At 44.8% G+C, this 19,112-nt stretch carries 14 protein-coding genes; 6 read left to right on the top strand and 8 right to left on the bottom strand.

Going from position 1 to position 19,112, the window contains the following annotated elements; all coding sequences use genetic code 11:
* Window positions 1-190: 190 nt before the first annotated feature.
* Window positions 191-946 carry a PspA/IM30 family protein gene (locus NC997_RS03680; protein ID WP_190528939.1) on the bottom strand — a complete coding sequence of 252 codons (756 nt, stop codon included), beginning with the start codon at window positions 944-946 and terminating at the stop codon, window positions 191-193.
* Between the two features lie 161 nt (window positions 947-1,107).
* Window positions 1,108-2,490, bottom strand: coding sequence for a hypothetical protein (locus NC997_RS03675; protein ID WP_190528937.1), 1,383 nt, complete (start codon window positions 2,488-2,490; stop codon window positions 1,108-1,110).
* A gap of 158 nt (window positions 2,491-2,648) precedes the next feature.
* Here NC997_RS03675 and NC997_RS03670 point away from each other — a divergent pair, with 158 nt between their 5' ends.
* Window positions 2,649-3,218: a DciA family protein gene (locus NC997_RS03670; RefSeq protein WP_190528935.1), complete on the top strand. Its 570-nt coding sequence runs from the start codon at window positions 2,649-2,651 to the stop codon at window positions 3,216-3,218.
* A 783-nt stretch (window positions 3,219-4,001) separates the two neighbouring features.
* Window positions 4,002-4,319 (top strand): hypothetical protein, encoded by a 318-nt coding sequence (locus tag NC997_RS03665; RefSeq protein WP_190414933.1) that lies wholly within the window; start codon window positions 4,002-4,004, stop codon window positions 4,317-4,319.
* A gap of 209 nt (window positions 4,320-4,528) precedes the next feature.
* On the opposite strand, the gene menB is transcribed toward NC997_RS03665, so the two are convergent.
* Window positions 4,529-5,362, bottom strand: a complete 834-nt coding sequence (gene menB, locus NC997_RS03660) for a 1,4-dihydroxy-2-naphthoyl-CoA synthase (protein WP_190414934.1) — start codon at window positions 5,360-5,362, stop codon at window positions 4,529-4,531.
* A 154-nt stretch (window positions 5,363-5,516) separates the two neighbouring features.
* On the opposite strand from menB, the gene NC997_RS03655 reads away from it, so the two are divergent.
* Complete coding sequence (locus NC997_RS03655; protein WP_190528933.1) at window positions 5,517-7,703, top strand: P-loop NTPase fold protein; 2,187 nt, start codon at window positions 5,517-5,519, stop codon at window positions 7,701-7,703.
* A gap of 29 nt (window positions 7,704-7,732) precedes the next feature.
* Here NC997_RS03655 and menD read toward each other — a convergent pair whose 3' ends face one another.
* The gene (gene menD, locus NC997_RS03650) at window positions 7,733-9,490 is read right to left on the bottom strand and encodes a 2-succinyl-5-enolpyruvyl-6-hydroxy-3-cyclohexene-1-carboxylic-acid synthase (protein ID WP_190528931.1); all 1,758 of its coding nucleotides are present in this window, start codon (window positions 9,488-9,490) and stop codon (window positions 7,733-7,735) included.
* Between the two features lie 59 nt (window positions 9,491-9,549).
* Window positions 9,550-10,989 (bottom strand): isochorismate synthase, encoded by a 1,440-nt coding sequence (locus NC997_RS03645; RefSeq protein ID WP_190528929.1) that lies wholly within the window; start codon window positions 10,987-10,989, stop codon window positions 9,550-9,552.
* A gap of 644 nt (window positions 10,990-11,633) precedes the next feature.
* Between NC997_RS03645 and menA the strand changes: the two genes are divergently transcribed.
* From menA to NC997_RS03630, 3 genes are read left to right on the top strand one after another with little or no spacing between them, the layout of a single operon-like run.
* Complete coding sequence (menA, locus tag NC997_RS03640; protein WP_190528927.1) at window positions 11,634-12,560, top strand: 2-carboxy-1,4-naphthoquinone phytyltransferase; 927 nt, start codon at window positions 11,634-11,636, stop codon at window positions 12,558-12,560.
* Between the two features lie 3 nt (window positions 12,561-12,563).
* Window positions 12,564-13,637: an o-succinylbenzoate synthase gene (locus NC997_RS03635; protein WP_190528925.1), complete on the top strand. Its 1,074-nt coding sequence runs from the start codon at window positions 12,564-12,566 to the stop codon at window positions 13,635-13,637.
* A gap of 17 nt (window positions 13,638-13,654) precedes the next feature.
* Window positions 13,655-15,037 (top strand): 2-succinylbenzoate--CoA ligase, encoded by a 1,383-nt coding sequence (locus NC997_RS03630; RefSeq protein WP_190528923.1) that lies wholly within the window; start codon window positions 13,655-13,657, stop codon window positions 15,035-15,037.
* 75 nt (window positions 15,038-15,112) lie between these two features.
* Here NC997_RS03630 and NC997_RS03625 read toward each other — a convergent pair whose 3' ends face one another.
* The 3 genes from NC997_RS03625 to NC997_RS03615 are packed head-to-tail and all read right to left on the bottom strand — an operon-like array spanning window position 15,113 to window position 19,089.
* Window positions 15,113-15,526 (bottom strand): thioesterase family protein, encoded by a 414-nt coding sequence (locus NC997_RS03625; RefSeq protein WP_190528921.1) that lies wholly within the window; start codon window positions 15,524-15,526, stop codon window positions 15,113-15,115.
* A gap of 60 nt (window positions 15,527-15,586) precedes the next feature.
* Window positions 15,587-17,770: a DEAD/DEAH box helicase gene (locus tag NC997_RS03620; RefSeq protein ID WP_190528919.1), complete on the bottom strand. Its 2,184-nt coding sequence runs from the start codon at window positions 17,768-17,770 to the stop codon at window positions 15,587-15,589.
* Window positions 17,767-19,089 carry an ATP-binding protein gene (locus NC997_RS03615; protein ID WP_190528917.1) on the bottom strand — a complete coding sequence of 441 codons (1,323 nt, stop codon included), beginning with the start codon at window positions 19,087-19,089 and terminating at the stop codon, window positions 17,767-17,769. Before NC997_RS03615 ends, NC997_RS03620 begins: the two co-directional genes overlap by 4 nt.
* Between the last annotated feature and the right edge of the window lie 23 nt (window positions 19,090-19,112).

Below are 19,112 nucleotides of genomic sequence, written 5' to 3'. Positions count from 1 at the left end.
GTAGCCTTGAGCAAGTTCAATTTAGGAGGTCAGGTTTTCCATCGGTGCAGTAGTCGGCAATTGTCCCAAACACCATTTCTAGTCTAGGGCGCTAGGCAAGAGTGACTTAGGCAACCTTCAGGAATCGTTAAAGACCCAACACTTTTCTTCCTAGTCTAGAAACTTCTAGTCCAAAGCGGTAGTTTCCAGATCAAGAACTTTCCAGTTGGGAGCGAATTTTTTGTAATTCGGCATCTTGGCTAGGGTCAAGTGCCTGCTGACTAGACGGCAGTTGCGGTGCTTCGGTGCCTTGGTTCAGCTGAGCTTTCATGGTAGCTAATTCGGTATCAATATCCCCAGCATCTTCCAGGGAGAGAAATTTCTTTTGCAGGTCATCGCTTCCGAGTTCAGCGATCGCTTCTGACTGCGCTTCTAGTTGCAAGACTTTTTCTTCCATGCGCTCGAAGGCGGTCAGGGAACTGGCAGTGTTGACACCGCCTAGCATCTCGTTAATTTTCGCAGATGCTTGAGCCGAACGAGCGCGAACGATGTACATATCTTTTTTCGTCTTAGCTTCAGAGATTTTGCTCTCTAGCGATCGCATATCTTGCTTGAGCCTGCCGACGACTTGATTTTGCTGCTCGATCTGCGCCTGCATTGCCTCTGCGGTTTCCTGATAGGATTTGCGCTTGGTGAGGGCTTGGCGGGCTAAGTTTTCGTCACCTTTTTGCAGTGCCAGTTGGGCGCGATTGTACCATTCTTGGGAGGTAGACTGCGCTTGGTTGCATTGTCGCTCAGTCCGTTTTTGGGTAGCGATCGCTTGAGCCACCGCCTGCCGCAGTTGAATCAAATTCTCCTGCATTTCCATAACCGTTTCTTCCAGGATTTTTTCTGGATCTTCCGCTTGTCCAATCAGACTGTTGATGTTGGCTCGAATTACTCGCAAGATGCGGTCGATCAATCCCATGTCAGTTCTCCATTCACAACGCACGGGTTCAGTGGAGCGCGGTCACTCGATCGCGAACACGGCAGCGAACCCCTAAAAGCAGTCGCCCTCTTAGGGCATCGCAGTCCCAGTAGCAACGTTAACAGAATGCTAGGTTACTTTCCAACTCAACCACCTCCAGCTTAAGGCTGATCGACCGCCGCAGAAATCCCCTGTGTCTGAAGCTCTTTTACCAATGTTTGAGCCTGAGATTCTTTCTTGAACGCACCGAGATAAATTTGGGTGCCTTCTGGTGATAAATAGGCATCGGGAACAACCTTTCGCGCCTGTTGCAAGGAGCTTTCGCCATTGTATTTTACAAACACATAATAGAAGCCCTCTGGATTCGGCGCAGGAGTTGCCGCAGTCGGGGAGGGTTTCACACTCGGTTGTATACTCGGTTGTGCAGAGGCGGGGCGTTGCGGCAATCCTGGGAGAGGGCTGGCGGGTGTAAGGGGCACTGTTGCGGCTGGCGGCAGCCCTGGAAGCGGCACCGAGCCAGATTGCCCAGATGAGGAGTTTGCGGGGGCAGGTGAACTGGGTAGCGAGGAAATTGTTGGCACCGCTACTTGGGTTTTGGGTAAGCCTGCCACATTGGATCTTGAAGCTGGACTGGAAGATGGCAAAGTGCTTAAGGTATCCAAATTTACGTCCACAAACTCGTCAGTCGCCAGGTTTGGGCCACTTGGCGCAGCTCCAGATGCTGGGGCATTGGTGGTTGGAGTTGTTGCCGTTGGAGTTGTTGCCGTTGGAGTTGTTGCCGTTGGATTTTGAGCAACGGTGGGAGTGCCTGACTTTTGGAAGCGATCTAAACCTAGAAAACTGAGGCTGCCAGGATTCGTCACCAAATAGCCCAAGGTGGCAGTTGAAAATAGCAACAACAACAAGGAACCAACTCCTAGGGGAGTCAGCAGGGTATCCAGAAAACTGCGTTCTGAGCGACGAGGAGCTGACGCCTCTTCTTCCACCAAACTTCGCAGAAGTTGTTCGGAAGATTCCAGATAGTCATTGGGAGGGACGTGCGTTGAAGTTGGATTGACAAAATCTGGTGGATCTGCTGCTGGTTCTGGATGCCAAGCTGGCTCTTGGGGTGGCGTGGCGAAAGTCGCTAGTTCCGCTCCAGGAGCCGATAAATCAAAAGATGGCGCGGGTGCGGGCGGTGTATACCCTGTTTCATTCTGGATCGTTGTCTCAACTCCCTTGCCTTCCAGATTTGCTGCCTGTGGTGGGCTGGCTGGCGGCGGTGGCGGTGGCGGTGGGGTGGCGGGCGGCTTTGCTGGGGTGGGTGATTGATTCCTGCCTCCCGTAGCACTCACGGAAATTAAGTCGATAGGTTTGTTGCGAACCCGATCGTGATTCATGCGGGGGGCAGGCGACGCCCCACGTCCCCCTCGTTCGCGTCGGTATCGAGATAATTCTTCTTCTAACTGCACGTCGAGACTGCCCAGAGCTGCCTGCAAGGCTGGATTGATGGACTGGGCGGGGGAGGGGCGAGTAGAAGACTCAACCGAATGACCTTGACTCATAGCTTTAGCTACTGACGAATCTTGGAGAGCTGACGGATCTCTTTATTACACGTTGTTTTCTGCTTGAAGGCAACCGTAACCCGAATCTGCTGTCTTGGTTTTGAGTACGATCGAGCAAGAGGATCGATCGTTCTGCCATTTAGCTGGGGATTTGTTGGATGTCTTTTAAATCTCTTCATCATATCTTAGGGGCTATCGAAAATCAGGCGGCGTGGCAGGCTAGCCAAGAATTTCAGCGGTTACTCAAGTGTTGGCCTTCGGTGGTGGGAGTGGCGGTGCAGGCTCAAACGCGACCGATTTCCATATCGAGGGGCGTTTTGTCGGTTGCTACATCCAGTGCTGCTTGGGCACAAACGCTGACTTTTGAGCGTCAGCGAATCCTGCAAAAGTTGAATGCCCATCTAGGTAGCAATTTGGTTGATATTCGCTTTTCGACGGCTCAGTGGCAGAAGAAGCCTGGTTCTAATCGTTCCTGGTATGCACAGGAACAATCGGTGGCATGGAAAGAGCATCCCAGTCGAGTTGTTGAGGGGAAATCTTCACCGTCGTTGAACCAGAAGGCACAACTGAAAGAACCCCACGAAGCTTTTCAACATTGGGCGGAGGGTGTGCGGGAGCGATCGCAACATTCACCGCTTTGTCCCCAGTGCCAGTGTCCCACCCCTCCAGGAGAACTCCAGCGCTGGGCTGTGTGTGCCCTGTGTGCTGTCAGGCAATGGAAAGGCTAGCTTTCAGTAGATTCGGTGCCCTTAAGCCGAAACAGCGATTGGTACTAGGTTGCGGGCAACGCTTGCTTTCTCTGGTGGCACCCTCAAACCCCACAAATCATCTGCATCGCTTGAATTTATTTAGGTCTATCTGCTTAGTTCCTAATTCAGACCGGAATGTGAAGTTGTTTTGTATTGTATGTTACAGATGCCAGTTTCCTCTCCGTTACATCTTGTAACTTGGACGCCTGCGTAGCCTTCTGTACAAAAGTCTTCTCAGGCGAAGCTTGTATGCCACCAATGCCCTGAATTTATGGCATCAATCTCTATTCCCGATTGCTTCGCCCGTATGCTGACATCCTTACTTCCTAAGTAGTTACAGGGAATGTAATGATTTTAATTGCCTACTAAGGCTGACTCAAAGAATTTTAGAGGCAAAAATCTCAATTTAGTCGATAGATGCAAAGTTTGTCATCTAAATCAAGAGATAAACGACTGAATAAATGAGCTAAATTTAGTCTTTTCTGGAACGGATACGTCTAAGGTTTGTCTTGATCCCCATAGGGTTTTGTTAAAAAATGGTATTGTTCATGAGATTACTTACTATAGATAGATGTGTCCGTTTTTAATGTTTCATGTGTCTGTCTATTACACAAAGCTAAAGAAAATCTAAATCAGTATTTGTACTTGGGGATCGCTAGAACATAGACGGGGAATATAGATTACAACATTCCAAACTCTACAACCGTTAATAGAGAATTTTAATATAAAGCATAGATAAAAATTCTCCTAAAGAGGACTCCCATGAAGACCTTAAATACTGTAACTTCTGCCTGCCGGTATTGTCAGTATTACAAGCCCGAAGGGCGTCGTGGGGGTCTTTGTCAGCAACTCGGCGTGCCCGTTCGAGGCGGCTGGGGAGCCTGTTCTTTAGCACTTCCGGCATTTGCGCCGTCTTGGGAACGTCTCGAAGTAATGATGCGCTGGCAGGATGAAACCCTGAAAACACCGGAGGCGCTCTCAATCAAATGTTCGCTGAACTCTTCTCAAGAATCTACCTCGCTTAACGAGAATGTCTCTACTGCCCAACAGTCAGTAGAAGAAGAGGCGCTGCTCGTATGAATAAAATAAAGAATAGTAAGCTCACCTTGCAGTTTGTCAAGGCAACTTGCTTCAACTCTTAAAAAAATAAAGATTTGCTTTAGAATCGCACCTTATTTAAGTCAAGGTGCGATTTTTGATTTAAGAGCCTTGTAGGATACTTTTTTACAAAAGATGACTCTTTAAACCCGTTTTTTTTTCAGAAAACGGGTTTTTCCATTTGCGAACGACTAAGGCAGCCAAGGATATTGACGGAAATCGGGTGGACGTTTTTCCAAAAATGCCTGCTTGCCTTCGGCTCCTTCCTCAGTCATGTAATAAAGCAAGGTGGCATTACCGGCAAGTTCTTGCAAACCAGCTTGTCCATCGCAATCGGCGTTGAAAGCAGCTTTTAGACACCGGATGGCAATCGGGCTTTTTTCTAAAATTTCATTAGCCCACTGGATGCCTTCTTGTTCCAGCTGTTCTACAGGCACGACGCAATTCACTAAGCCCATTTCTAGTGCTTGCTGTGCGCTGTACTGGCGGCAGAGAAACCAAATTTCTCGCGCCTTTTTTTGCCCAACAATCCGGGCAAGATAGCTGGCACCAAATCCACCATCGAAGCTGCCGACTTTAGGGCCAGTTTGCCCAAAAACAGCATTATCTGCGGCGATGGTGAGGTCGCAAATCAGGTGCAGGACGTGTCCGCCACCGATGGCATAACCTGCCACAAGCGCAATGACGACTTTGGGCATGGAACGAATTAGGCGTTGCAAGTCTAGGACATTTAGGCGGGGGATGCCTTCATCGTCTACATACCCAGCTTGTCCCCGCACACTTTGATCGCCACCAGAGCAGAAGGCGTATTTGCCATCGGTGTGAGGGCCAGCGCCAGTAAATAATACGACGCCAATGCTAGTATCTTCGCGAGCATCGCAGAAGGCGTTGTAAAGTTCAAAGACGGTTTTGGGACGGAAAGCGTTGCGTTTGTGCGGGCGATTAATCGTGATTTTGGCGATACCGTCGCCTTTGTGATAGAGGATGTCTTCGTAGGTTTTGGCGGTTTGCCAGTTGATTTGCATAGAGAGTTGTGCAGTATTTCGAGTTGTGCAGTATTTCGGCTTGAGAATTTTAACCCAGTGTTTGAAATTACGGTGACTAGGTAGAACCTCAAGAGAGAGGAGGCTTGAGCGATCGCTGTGTCATCATGACGACAGGGCTAAGAAAAGGCATTTTATGGGACAGACTGAGAAGAATTCCGAAGTCGAATCTGAGAATTTTAATGCTTTATCGTCAGATAACGCTTTAACCAATCCGAAAGCAGATCGATTAGGATATGCAACCTTTGCAAGATATCTAGCAGACAGTATTTGCAAAATGAGCTTTCCGGAAGGCTTCGTGATTGCAGTCTACGGTTCCTGGGGTTCTGGCAAATCGACGCTGTTGAATTTTTTAGTTCACTATCTAAAGGAAAAACCAGAGGACGAGCAACCAATTATCGTACCCTTTAATCCCTGGTTGTTTTCGGGACACGAAGATATCACAAGGCGCTTCATTGACCAATTACAGGCTGTTTTGAGTGAATTCAAATCTGTACCGAAAGGCTTAAAAGATCGACTAGCCGATTTCGGTAAACTGTTTTCTGAAATTCCTATTCCTTACGCTCCAGCGGGTAAGGTAGTAGAAAAAATATTTGACGATAAGCAAAAGGATACTTCCGACTTAAAAGAAGAAGTCGAAAACACACTGCTAAAGCAGCATCCGCGAATCGTGGTAACAATTGACGATATTGACAGGCTTGCCACTGACGAAATTAGACAGTTGTTTCGCGTTGTCAAAGCCATTCCAAATTTTACAAATGTTGTCTATGTCCTAGTCTGCGATAAAGAAATTGCCCTCAAAGCACTTGCAGACACGCAGGGGACAACTGGAGAAGCCTATCTTGATAAACTTGTTCAAGTTCCTTTTGAGTTACCAATTCCCAATAAAAATCTACTCCGCAGGCTACTTTTTGAAAAAATGAATTTCGTACTTGCTGACACCCCTACACAGCTATTAGATAGAAATTATTGGGGAAATATTTACTATCAAGGGATAGACCAATTTATTACCAACACTCGCGATATCACTCGTTTGATAAACACCTTAAGCATGACGTACCCGGCAGTTCAAGGTGAAGTAAACTCAGTAGATTTCATCGCTGTTGAGTCGCTGCGAGTCTTTTGCCCAACGATATATGACATCATTCGCAAAAATCCTAAAGCTTTTGCAGGAGACACGGATACCAAAGGTTTTGTAAGTGCTACAGCAGACGAACTAAAATCTCTTTACAATTCTTGGATTGCTCAGCTTCAAGATGAGGATAAAGAGCCAGTTAAACGGTTGCTATTGATCCTCTTTCCTAAGTTATCAGCGATTTGGGGTAATAATACCCAATACGTTGCACAACAAGAGTTAACATGGCGCAGACAACTGCGCGTGTGCAGCTTAGAAGTATTTCCAGTCTACTTCCGTCTGGCGTTACCAGAAGGTGAATTATCGAATACCGAGATGAAAGCCATCCTTGCTTTGGCAGGCGATGCGAAGGCATTTGGAGAAACTCTTGTAGAACTCGCTAATCAAAAACGTCCTGAGGGTACGACGCAAGTTCGGATATTTTTGGAACAACTTGAGGATTACACTGAAAAAGAAATTCCTTTAAATAGCATTCCTTCAATTGTGCAAGCTTTATTGGATGTGGGCGATCGCCTTTTGCGTCCTGAAGACGAACCGTGCGGAATGTTTGATTTTGGAAATGATATCAGAATCGAGCGCATCATCTCACATCTGTTGCGTCGTCTTGAGGAACCAGCACGGTTTGAGGTGTTGAAACAGGCGATGTCAGATGGTAAGGCAGTTTTAACAATTGTGGACAAAGTAGTCGTCCTAGGTCAACAACACGGTAAGTTTGGAGCTAGTGAATCAAATCTAGAAGAAGAAAGACTTATCAGCGCACAGCACCTTGATGAACTTGAAGAAGTTGCCTTAAATAAGGTGCAAGATGCCGTGCAGCAAAACTCCCTATTACAAACGCCAGGTTTAGCACATATCCTGTATTATTGGCGGGAGCAAACAAGCGAGGATGAAGTCAAACAGTGGGTTAAAGAGGCGATTAAAAACGACGAAGGGCTAGTTGATTTCTTGGAGAAGTTTTTTGAAAAAGCATTTAGAAAACCTGAGTCTAATATGGGTCAAACCACCGGCTACGGGCTTGAGCCGAATTTACTTGAACCCTACGTTGACGTATCTTTAGCGATTAACCGGCTTAGGAGCCTTCTTGAAAAGGATTGTTTAACAGAAGAACAGAAAAATGCGATCGCGCGATTTATTGAAGAATATGACAGGAGTCAGCAGGAGAAAGATTCTGACGATCCATTAGCATGAAAGGCTGAATGATTCACCAGAGTTAACGTTCACAGGATATCTGCTGCCAATTTTCCCAAATTCTCTTTCCGCCATTTGGCATCTACCTTGCGATTGGTTGGCAACTCTAAAACCCGGAGTCCCTGCGATGGCAATGGGTTTAATCGTTGCTTCAGGTGTTCCCAGGATGTAATCACTTCATGCTCTACATTGTAAGTAGCACAAAGCTGAGCAAAATTTATATCCTGTGGTGTGGCAAAAAATTCTTCAAAGGGTGGGTTAAATTTGGAAATCGGCAACATTTCAAAGATGCCGCCGCCATTGTTGTTAATTAAAATTATGGTCAAATGCCCTATAAATTTACTTCTCAGTAAAAAGCCGTTAGTATCGTGCAATAAAGCTAAGTCACCTGTCAGCATCACAGTGCTTTGATTGCGATGTGCAATGCCTAAAGCAGTCGATAAGGTGCCATCAATGCCATTCGCGCCTCGATTAAAAAAGGGCTGAATCCCGGAATTGTTGGGTGCCCAGAAAAACTCTACATCTCGCACCGGCATACTATTAGAAATAAACAGAGGAGTGCCCGGTGGTAGCGTCTTGGAAAGTAACCAAGCGGCTTTTCCTTCAAAAAGTGTGTCCATTGTTGCCATCGTTTGGTCGATGGCTTTCCTGACCTTTGATTCGGCTTCACACCAACTGCTGAGATAAGACGCGATCGCTTGCGTCTCTACAAGTTCATTTGGGTAGGTTTGAAATAGGTGTTCTATGGAGATTCGCAGGTGGGTTGTATTGCCGTGCAAGGGATCTAAATTGTGGTGGCTGGGGTCAATTACCCATCGGCGCGGTTGAGTTTTATCTAGCCAGTTTCGCAGTTCTTTACTGGTAGGTAATTCACCGATTTGAATTACCATTTCTGGTGTCAGTTTTTGCGCTAACTGCTGATTACGCAGGATTAAGTCATAGGTAGAAATTAGATAAGGGTTCAGTTGACTATAGTTCCTTAATGGAGATAGCGCCTCAGCCAATACAGGCCATTTTAAAGATTTGGAGAGGTGCGCGATCGCGATCGCATACTCTTCCGGTATTTTCGGTTGTGCAGTCCCAGCGATAATAATTCCTCTGTCACATTGCTGCCACTCCTGTATGGGGTTGAAAGTGGTAGGTTGCAGGTTGAAAGTTGCTCCTAATGGCTGACAATTTGCAAAGAAATCTTCTTCTAGTAGAGACGCACCATTTTGCATATCTACAGCACCGTCGGGAATTGGGGCGAGGGGGTCGCGGAAGGGGATGTTAAGATGAACGGAGCCTGGAGTCGGAAAGAGCGTTCTTTCCCACGCATACATCACTGTCTGCCGCAGATAACCCAGCATTCCCATCTCTAGAGAAGGCAACGCTAACTCAGCTTGCCAGTTGGGATAATTGCCAAATAATTTCACCTGATCGATCGTCTGTCCAGAATGACAATCTCGCAATTCTGGGGGGCGATCGGCGGTTAAAACTAAAAGCGGAATTCGACTTTCCCTAGCTTCAATTACGGCTGGGTAAAAATTTGCCCCGGCAGTTCCAGAAGTGCAAACTAACGCCACCGGCAATCCAGATTTTTTCGCAATTCCTAATGCCAAAAATGCGGCGGATCGTTCGTCCAAAACAGGAATGGCTTCTATCTCATCAGTTTGAGCGAAAGCAACAGTAAGGGGTGTTGAACGAGAACCTGGACAAATAACGGCTGTGGTTAATCCTAGTCGCTTTAATGTTTCGGTTAGGATGGAAGCCCAGAGGGAGTTGGTGTTACGAAAATCAACGGGCATTTAAAAGAAGAATGAACCGCAAAGACGCTAAGAAAGAAAGAGAGAAGAGAGAGTTCCGGCTAGACTAAGGCTTTTAGAAGTGCCTGGAGTTTAAGTTGAATTTCTGCTAATTCTTTGTCTGGATCGGAACCAGCAACGATACCGGCACCGGCGTAGAGTCTGGCACGACAGCCATCTATGAGTGCTGAGCGAATTCCCACAACAAATTCACTATTTCCTTGGCGATCTACCCAACCGAGCGGCGCGGCATATAATGACCTATTGAAGGTTTCATAGCGGCAAATTTCTTTCTGGGCACTCTCGCTGGGGACGCCAGCAACGGCTGGTGTCGGATGGAGTTCAGCCAGGATTTCTAAGGGATGAACGCCTGCCGGGATTTTCGCCTGAATGGGTGTCCATAAATGCTGAATATTTAAGAGTTTCAATAGCTGTGGTTGGGACAATACTTGAGGATTTAAACCTAGCTGGGAAAGGCGATCGCGAATAAAATCAATGACTACTCGATGTTCGCGCCTTTCTTTTTCACTGGTTAGTAACCGATTTGCTAATTCCGCATCTTCACTTGCTATTTTTCCTCTGGGTGCTGAACCTGCCAGAGCGTCCGTTACTAATTCATGGTCATGAATACTAATTAAACGTTCGGGACTTGCACCAATAAAACTTTGTCCCTTGCCGTTACTGGTGGAAAAAATATTGCAATCAGGATTGCGAGTTCGTAAATGATTGACGGAGGGAATTAACTGGAAAGGAATCGGGGAGATAACATCAAGGGCGTGAGCCAAAACAATTTTATGAATTTTTTCTTCCTGAATTGATGATAAAGCCTTAACCACCGATGATTTAAAATGGTTTACATCTGCAACATCGTTTTTCTTAAATAGTTTTCTGGCATCAATTGCGATATCTAGAAAAGATGCACTATGAAATCTTTCTAAACTAGTAACTCTGATTGCCTGAAATGTACGCCATAAGCTTTCAGTTAAATCTTGAATATTTATCTCTGAATCAATCAGAATATTTGCGACTACTACCGAAGTCTGATTTTTTAGAGAGATTTGCCATCGGGGTAAGAATACTGTGGCGGAAGGAAAAAGAGAATCCGCTCCTAGATTTTCATTAAAAAATGTAAAAGCGCAGAAAAAATGAGCGCCCGAAAAAGGTAAATTAACTTCACCAATACTCGTGGTATTGGCAATGCAAGATTGAATAAACTCCTGGGATTTGTTAAACCGATTGGGGCTTTCTAGTGTTAGCGCAGCTGCGGTGTCGATGGCAGCGATCGCTTCTCCTTGTGCTGGTTTTTCAAAGTAAAAGTGTAATTGATCGGGTCTAGCGATCGCCTGAAGGACAACCAACGGATCGACTGCTGGGATTTCTTGAGAAATACTGAGGAGCTGTGTCTGTTTTTTTTGTACAGCAGTCTGCTTAAAGGCTAAAAGAAATTGATGCAGTTCGTGAGTGTCTTGAAAAAGATTTTTAAGATAGGGTGTGACTAGCATGGAAGCGAGGATAGGTTGGCAATTTGATGTTAATACAACTAGCTGTGGCTCCTGGTTTATTGTTAGTAATCGAACAAACCTATCCTAAGAGCCAATAGAATAATGACAGTCCGTTGAAAACTGGTCGTATCTGCCAGTCTTCCCCTATTTTCTAAAAGTAAGGTGTGCTTACCAATAACCTTATTGAAATTCTTAACAATTCCCCCAAAATATTTTTTGAGGAATAAGGCTAAGCCTATGTATTGGTTTCTCTGTAGTATTTCTAGTTTACAACTTTCGCCTGCTTTTAAGATTGTCGTCATACTTTCAATGATTCCTTAACTTAAATTTCAGGATGATTACCGCAGGGGCATCTTCATTGATTAGATTTTAAAAACTCTTAAACATTGTATCTAAATCTACACTGTTTAGATAAAATGTGTGATTTGACAGAGCAGAATATGCGGGAGGTCATAACGAGTAGCTAGTTTTGAAAGAACCCGCTTAAGATTTGACATAGGCTAGTCTTCCATAGGTCAAGACACAACTGGAAACCTCTGTCTCCCTACTAAAGGGCTTGTAACAAAGTCTGTAGCAAATATCTTATCACGGCTTTAGAGTTGTAAAATTTGGTAGCTTCTTGGCATTAGCATAGATTGAGACTAATGAATACAAAATTGATTAATCATCCCACCAGTGGAGGGGCAAACATCAGCGACCCCGGGCTTTGGATGGCAGCGATTAAGCCGCCCATGTACAGCGTTGCTATTATTCCAATTTGGGTGGGAACAGCTGTTGCTTTTGCTGACACTCAAGTGCTTCAGGGAGCAATATTTTCTACATTTTTAATGTCAGCAATTTTGATTATTGCATGGCTGAATCTCAGCAATGATGTGTTTGATTCGGAGACGGGTATTGATAAGAACAAAGCCCACTCTCTAGTTAACTTAACAGGTAACAAATCTTTAATTTTTTGGCTGGCAAATCTATTTTTAGGGGTTGGTGTACTGGGAATCTTAGCGATCGCATGGTGGCAACAAGACCTCACAGTCATCGGATTGGTACTCCTGAGCTGTGCGTTGGGCTACAGCTACCAGGGGCCTCCCTTTCGCTTAGGCTACCAGGGTTTGGGGGAAATTATCTGCTTTATTTGCTTTGGCCCCCTAGCAGTGGCGGCGGCTTATTATAGTCAAACCGGCACTTGGTCGATGACCAGCCTCGCAGCGTCGATTGTTGTAGGGATTGCCACGAGTTTAATTTTGTTTTGCTCCCATTTTCACCAGGTTGCGGACGATTTGGCAGCAGGGAAGCGATCGCCCATCGTCCGCCTGGGTACTCAGAGAGGATCGCAATTATTGTCTTGGTTTAGCGCCAGCATTTATGCCCTAACCGGGCTATTTGTCGTTTTGCAAATTTTCCCCGTTTGGACGTTGCTAACCTTTGCGAGTTTGCCTTTTGCTATCAAATTATGCCGACACGTCCACCAGTATCACGATCAACCTGCAAACGTCAGCAACTGTAAATTCATCGCAGTATCCCTACATTTTTGGAGTGGACTGCTGTTGGGATTGGGGTTTGTACTGCCGTTATAGCTGATGCAATATCGGTTTGAGTTTCGTCCTTACCGGCGGAGATTTGTGCGTCCCTTGCAAACCAGTCACGGCATCTGGGACATTCGAGAGGGCATCATCCTCCGCCTCACTGATGAGAACGGGCAAGTCGGCTGGGGTGAAATTGCCCCCCTGAGCTGGTTTGGTTCCGAAACCTTAGAGCAAGCCCTGTCATTTTGTCGCCAGATGTCGGAGGAAATTACCGATGAGATGATTTTCTCCATCCCATCTGCCCTTCCCGCCTGTCAATTTGGCTTCGAGTCCGCTTGGGAAGATACCTGCCAACTAAAGTCGCAGCTATACGAACGAAACCTGCTGGAGTTTAGCCTTGAGCAAAGCGAAGGGCAAATTTCAAATCTATTTGTAGAGATGCAAAATTTTGCGTCTCTACAGTCCGCAAAGGCGGACTTCGTTTGTGTAGCCGCGAATTCATTCGCTAAATCTATTTGCTACAGCGGCTTATTACCGGCTGGCGAAGCTGCCTTAAGCCAATGCCAGACGCTGTGGAACCAGGGATACCGCACCTTCAAATGGAAAATTGGCGTTTACCCAATTGCCGACGAACTAAAAATTTTCCAACAACTGACCCAAACACTGCCAGAATCGGCAAAACTGCGCCTGGATGCGAATGGGGGACTCAGTTACGAGCAAGCAAACCTGTGGCTGTGGACTTTCGACAATGTTAAGGCGGAGGAATTGCCTGTAGAAATTGAATTTCTTGAACAACCGCTTCCTGTAACTCAGTTTAAGGGGATGGCGGAATTAAGTATGTGCTACGCCACTGCGATCGCTTTAGATGAATCCGTGGCTACAATTGACCAGATGGAAGCTGCGTCCCGTGATGGTTGGCAGGGGATTTTTGTGATTAAACCGTGCATCGCCGGTTCCCCATCCCGTTTGCGCCAATTTTGCCAACAACATGAAATTGATGCCGTCTTCTCCTCCGTCTTTGAAACCGCGATTGGTAGGCAGGCAGCATTAAAACTAGCAGCAGAATTATCCCGTCACAATCGAGCAGTCGGTTTTGGCATCAACCACTGGTTTGACGAAGATGAATAAATCTGATTTAAGAATTGATGAAATCGCCACTAGACTATCTTAAAGAACGTGCTAATGATGACTGGCTGATTGGTTACGACAGTCGCAACTTTATTTATATTTACGAGCAACTATTGAATCAATTAACTACGCTTGCAGACTCTGAAAATAAACCGAAAATATTACTAGCAGAGCGAGAACCAATCCAATTTATTGCCAGCTTCATCGCTGCCTGTGCCACTGGTTGCCCAGTTTTTCTTTGTAATCCCAATTGGGTTAAAGACGAATGGCAACAAGTTTTTGATTTAGTCCAACCAGACTTAATTTGGGGAGATTGCCCTTATCCTTTAACCTCCCCATCTTGTAGAGACAAAAATCGCGTCTCTACAACTATCAACAACTGGATTATGATTCCTACGGGAGGTTCATCAGGGCAGATTCGATTTGCCATCCACACCTGGGAAACCTTAATGGCATCCGTACAAGGTTTTAGACAGTATTTTCAAATAAATCCAGTAAATTCTTTTTGTGTATTGCCCCTGTATCATGTCAGCGGTTTGATGCAATTTATGCGTTCCTTCACCTCTGGAGGAAGAATAGCAATTATGCCATTCAAAGAATTAGAATCTAGTGAAAAGTGCGAGATTGATCCATCTAATTTTTTTCTATCATTAGTACCTACTCAACTGCAACGTCTCCTCCACAATCCAGAGTTAACCGCTTTGTTATCGCGCTTTCAGACAGTGCTTTTGGGAGGTGCCCCTGCGTGGATAGAACTTCTGGAGGAGGCGAGAAGCCACAGCATCCGCTTAGCACCCACTTATGGCATGACAGAAACTGCCTCGCAAATTGCCACCCTCAAACCAGAATATTTTCTCAACGGTACTAACAATTGCGGTCAGATTCTCCCCCATGCCAAAGTAACAATTTGTAGTTCTAGCAGCGAGATATTAGAAATCAACCAAGTAGGAATTATTACCATTCAATCTAGTTCTTTGACACTTGGTTACTATCCCGAAAAATTTCCTAATCAACAATATTTCCAAGTAGATGACTTAGGCTTTATTGACAAACAAGGTAATTTAAATATTATCGGTCGTAGCAGTAATAAAATTATCACGGGTGGCGAGAACGTCTTTCCCTCTGAAGTAGAAGCTGCAATTCGAGCTACAGGTTTAGTTGCTGATATCTGCGTAATTGGTTTACCTGACTCTCACTGGGGACAAATTGTAACAGCCGTTTATGTTCCCAGTAAATCAGATATTTCTACTTATACTCTACAAATAGAAATTGAAGATAAATTGAGTAAATTTAAACGCCCTAAATATTGGGTGCCAGTAGAAACATTACCAAGAAACGCTCAGGGAAAAGTGAACCGCGAACAGCTACAAAAAATTGCTTATAGTCAGGTATTTGAGTGACAGCATAATGAAGTGTAACGCACTCTATAAACTCTCTCTTCTACTGTCTCTTCGCGTCCTTTGCGTCTTTGCGGTTTATTCCTCTTCTTCCTTCCATTGCTGGAGCCATCGAATCATCTCCGCCGGAATTTCTTTTCGACTTCTAGTAGCTGCATCGATGCAAACGTGCCGAGTAATTGCTTGTGCGACTACCCGATTCTCCGCAATAAATTGGTAATTAACTTCAAATTTTTCAGATAAAAGATGTTGAGGAATTAACTGAATAAGTACCTTGTCACCGCAAAACATCGGACTGAAAAAATCAGCGCTGGCATGAACAATAGGAATTGCAACATTCGGGTTGCTGAAAAATAACTTGAGATTGATATCCGAAGCCGCTAGCGATTCTTCATAAGCTTCGTGACACATTGCCAAGACATTGGCAAAGTAGACAACACCGGCGGCGTCGGTATCCTGAAAACGAATCGTTCGGGTATAAGTAAATGGCATTTGCGATCGCTTCGTCTTAAACTTTGTTTTACGCTTCTTCTAGCCTTTCTATTCTCTCATCTACCAACCACTAATAATTTTCTTCAGCTCTCCAACATCTAGACAATCGAAAGCAAAAGCTTTACGAAGCAGCTTGCTAGGAATAAACTCATCATACTTTTGCATTTTTAAAGGTTCTTCAACAGCAACTAGATCTAGCGCCGTAATCCTTTTATTGCCAAACGCCAGGATTTCCGAGCCAAGCTCCTCAACCCCATCCTTTCCAAGTTTAACGGTCATAAAATATGGAGCTTGACCCCCAATCTTCTTGATATCCAGAGACTCTCTACCAAAGAAATTTAGAAACCTTTCCAAGGTGCGGTAAGCGACAGTACCCATCCAAGGAAATATACAGCAAGTTTTGCTTCCTAATGAAACGATGTTATTTCTTTCAAATTCCCAAAATTGAGCTAATTGACGAGCTTCATTCAGGCGCTTTTTAGCATTACTTTGCAAATAGCTATACTGCATATCCTCAAAAAGAACCTTTCGCATCCGTTCAAGAACTTTTGTATGAATATTGCTACTGCCACCATGCCAAGAAATTTTAGCTTGACCTTGCGCTTGCTTGACAAAAACAGTTTTTGTTTTAACATCGCTATCCAAAACTTCCCACGTTCTCCCTGCTAAGGCAAAGCAATTGCCAACACGTGGAGGCATCAGGATACTGCCAATTTCCATCGATTCGTTCCTGACAGCATACTCAATCGTGTCGGAAAAAACGGCATAAAAATGGAAATTTTTTACAATTTTCTCACCAGCTAATCCGATAATTAATTTGTCTCCCTCAGTCTGCTGAATGTGGTCAATTCCTATCAAGTTTCGTAGCAATTGCCTAAAATCATCTTTAGATATAGCTGCAAAGGGTGGTAAAGCTAAAACTTGCTGAGCTAAAGCTGCGGGGGAGAGTTCCTCCATCGCCGCCAAAATACTCATTGTTTGGTGATATAAAAGGCTAAAAGGATATTTAACCGGCTTGATTGGTTCAATCCAACGTTCTTCTAAATAAAGTTGAATAATCGCGATAGATTGCAACAGTTGCCAAGGAATTTGATTAGGAAGCGATTCCTCTGTTGATAGTTCCTCTTCCGCGCAAACAAACCGCATATCTGCCGCACTTCCTCGCCTTCCCGAACGTCCCAATCTCTGCAAGAAACTGGATACGGAAAGAGGCGCATCTAATTGAATGACTCGCTCTAATTGACCGAGATCGATTCCTAATTCAAGCGTGATAGTTGCAGCAGTAACCGATGGAACTTTTGTATCGCGCATCGCATCCTCAGCCGCTTCCCTTAACGAGGTAGAAATACTGCCATGATGGACGTGATAAATATCTGGTAATCCTTCAGTTTCAGCTATTTCACGCAGACTGGCAATCACTGATTCTGTATCTGAGCGATTGTTAGCAAAAATCAGGCTTTTTCGAGATTTCGTGATATTAAAGATATGCCTGTAGTAAGGACTAAAAACTAAATCATCAGTCTCATCTGGTTCAACGGGAGAAACAAAAAAATGCTCTAAAGCCAGATTGATTTTCCGTTTTCCTCCCTCGATATCCGGAGTAATGACTGGCGTTTCGGTTCCCAGTCGCAGCCAGTCTTCAGCGAGTGAGTAATCGCCAAGGGTAGCCGATAAACCAATCCGACGGGTGGGATTTTTTACAAATTTTGAAAGGCGTGCCAACTGGCAGAGAATTTGGCAACCCCGTTCGGAACCCATAAAGGCATGGATTTCATCAATAATGACAAAACGTAAGTCTCCGAACAAGCGAAACAGTTGAGTATTTTTATTAATTAAGAGACTTTCTAAAGATTCTGGCGTTATTTGCAGAATCCCTTTGGGATCTTTTAGGAGTTGTTTCTTCCGAGCCTGAGAAACATCGCCGTGCCAGTGCCAGACTGGAATATCCGCTTCTTTTAAAAGGTCATTTAGTCGCTCAAATTGGTCGTTGATTAACGCTTTTATCGGGCTAATATAAAGTGCCCCAATCGTTGTAGATGGGTTTTGATGTAATAAAGTTAGAACCGGAAGAAAAGCCGCTTCTGTTTTCCCGGATGCGGTTCCGGCGGCAATCAACAAGTGAGCATCTGTGTCAAAAATAACCTTGCACGCTTCAACTTGAACGTCTCTTAATTCAGTCCAATCTTGGGTGTAGATGTATTCTTGAATGAAAGGCGCTAATTTATCAAAAGCCTGTTCGCTCATAAGGTAAATTCTGCAAATTCAGTATTCCCATCTATTTCTGGGTTTTTGCCGGGAGAAGTCGGTTTAAAACTAGAACCATGAATGAGTTCTCTAAAAGAGATGCTGGGGTTTTGCTGGAGGATATTCAAAATACTGATAAAGTCGCGGACAACTTCACGTGGGGTCAAGAATTTGTCTGCACCTAAGCGATTGACAACTTCTTGCATAAACTCTTGCAAATCACTTGGTTTCAGAGTTTTATTATAGTTGTAATGGGTAGCATGAATATCAACCAATCGGTGCAAAAGCTCGGATATATTCTGCGGGGTTAATATTTCTAGCTGGATGACGGGTGCTGAGGTATCCTGATGACCTCCTTTGACACGGCTGCTTAAGCGCGATCGCAATGCTTCATCACTGTATAACCCCCGGCGTTTGTCCTCCACAAATTCTGGCGTTCCTCCGATAAAAATGCCGAGATTTTCTGCTCTTCCCTGCATCGTATCGTTGAACATTGCCAATAGCTTATCGTAGTTTTTTTGACGGGAAGCGGTATGAGTAATTTTGTACAAATGAACAGCTTCATCCACCAAAATCAAAAGTCCTTTGTAGCCAATGTCTGAAACAAACTTTGCAACTAGCTTAATGTAGTCATACCAAGTTTCATCGTCAATGATGACACGTACTCCCAGCGCGGTTTTTGCCTCAGTTTTCGTCCCAAATTCCCCTCGAAGCCAACGTAGCGCTGCTTCCTTTTTATCATCATCCTCCGAACGATAGCCGCGCCAATAGGCGATGATGACATTCGCAAAGTCAAACCCGTGAACTAAACCTTCTATATCCTTAACGACTTCCCGAATTTTCTCTTCTACTTTATCGTCAAACCCAGTGTCGTTGGGTCGCATCCCGCTTTCTTGTGCAACTTGGTTTTGAATATTATTAATCCATCCTTCCAAAATGGGTGTGAAAGCGCCACCTTCTGGGCGTATTTTGGTGGAAAGATTCTGCATTAATTCCCGATAAGTTGCAACCCCTTTTCCGTCAGATCCTGCGAGTCGCCGTTCGGGAGATAAATCAGCATCAGCTACTACGAAACCTCTTTCCATCGCGTGGTTGCGAATCAGTTGTAGCATAAAGCTTTTACCGGAACCATAGCGTCCTACAACGAAGCGAAATCCGGCACCGCCTTCGCCAATATTATCGAAATCCTGTAAAATAGCTTTGACTTCTTTTTCGCGTCCGACAGCAATATGTTCCAGACCGATTCTAGGGACAACACCTGCACCAAGAGAACTGATTAAAGCATTCGATATTCTTTTGGTAATTTTGATTTTCGTCATGATTTAAAATAATTTATTTGTTG

It is taken from the genome of Trichocoleus sp. DQ-A2, from assembly GCF_039961915.1.
In the GTDB taxonomy this organism is placed as follows: domain Bacteria; phylum Cyanobacteriota; class Cyanobacteriia; order Cyanobacteriales; family FACHB-T130; genus FACHB-T130.
Note: the sequence above shows the minus strand (reverse complement) of the source record. Positions and strands in the feature narration are given on the sequence as shown.

Bases quoted from the DNA above. Each gene is read 5' to 3' on its own strand.
- NC997_RS03680 (WP_190528939.1), bottom strand. From the start codon at position 946: ATGGGATTGATCGACCGCATCTTGCGAGTAATTCGAGCCAACATCAAC.
- NC997_RS03675 (WP_190528937.1), bottom strand. From the start codon at position 2,490: ATGAGTCAAGGTCATTCGGTTGAGTCTTCTACTCGCCCCTCCCCCGCC.
- NC997_RS03670 (WP_190528935.1), top strand. From the start codon at position 2,649: ATGTCTTTTAAATCTCTTCATCATATCTTAGGGGCTATCGAAAATCAG.
- NC997_RS03665 (WP_190414933.1), top strand. From the start codon at position 4,002: ATGAAGACCTTAAATACTGTAACTTCTGCCTGCCGGTATTGTCAGTAT.
- menB (WP_190414934.1), bottom strand. From the start codon at position 5,362: ATGCAAATCAACTGGCAAACCGCCAAAACCTACGAAGACATCCTCTAT.
- NC997_RS03655 (WP_190528933.1), top strand. From the start codon at position 5,517: ATGGGACAGACTGAGAAGAATTCCGAAGTCGAATCTGAGAATTTTAAT.
- menD (WP_190528931.1), bottom strand. From the start codon at position 9,490: ATGCCCGTTGATTTTCGTAACACCAACTCCCTCTGGGCTTCCATCCTA.
- NC997_RS03645 (WP_190528929.1), bottom strand. From the start codon at position 10,989: ATGCTAGTCACACCCTATCTTAAAAATCTTTTTCAAGACACTCACGAA.
- menA (WP_190528927.1), top strand. From the start codon at position 11,634: ATGAATACAAAATTGATTAATCATCCCACCAGTGGAGGGGCAAACATC.
- NC997_RS03635 (WP_190528925.1), top strand. From the start codon at position 12,564: ATGCAATATCGGTTTGAGTTTCGTCCTTACCGGCGGAGATTTGTGCGT.
- NC997_RS03630 (WP_190528923.1), top strand. From the start codon at position 13,655: ATGAAATCGCCACTAGACTATCTTAAAGAACGTGCTAATGATGACTGG.
- NC997_RS03625 (WP_190528921.1), bottom strand. From the start codon at position 15,526: ATGCCATTTACTTATACCCGAACGATTCGTTTTCAGGATACCGACGCC.
- NC997_RS03620 (WP_190528919.1), bottom strand. From the start codon at position 17,770: ATGAGCGAACAGGCTTTTGATAAATTAGCGCCTTTCATTCAAGAATAC.
- NC997_RS03615 (WP_190528917.1), bottom strand. From the start codon at position 19,089: ATGACGAAAATCAAAATTACCAAAAGAATATCGAATGCTTTAATCAGT.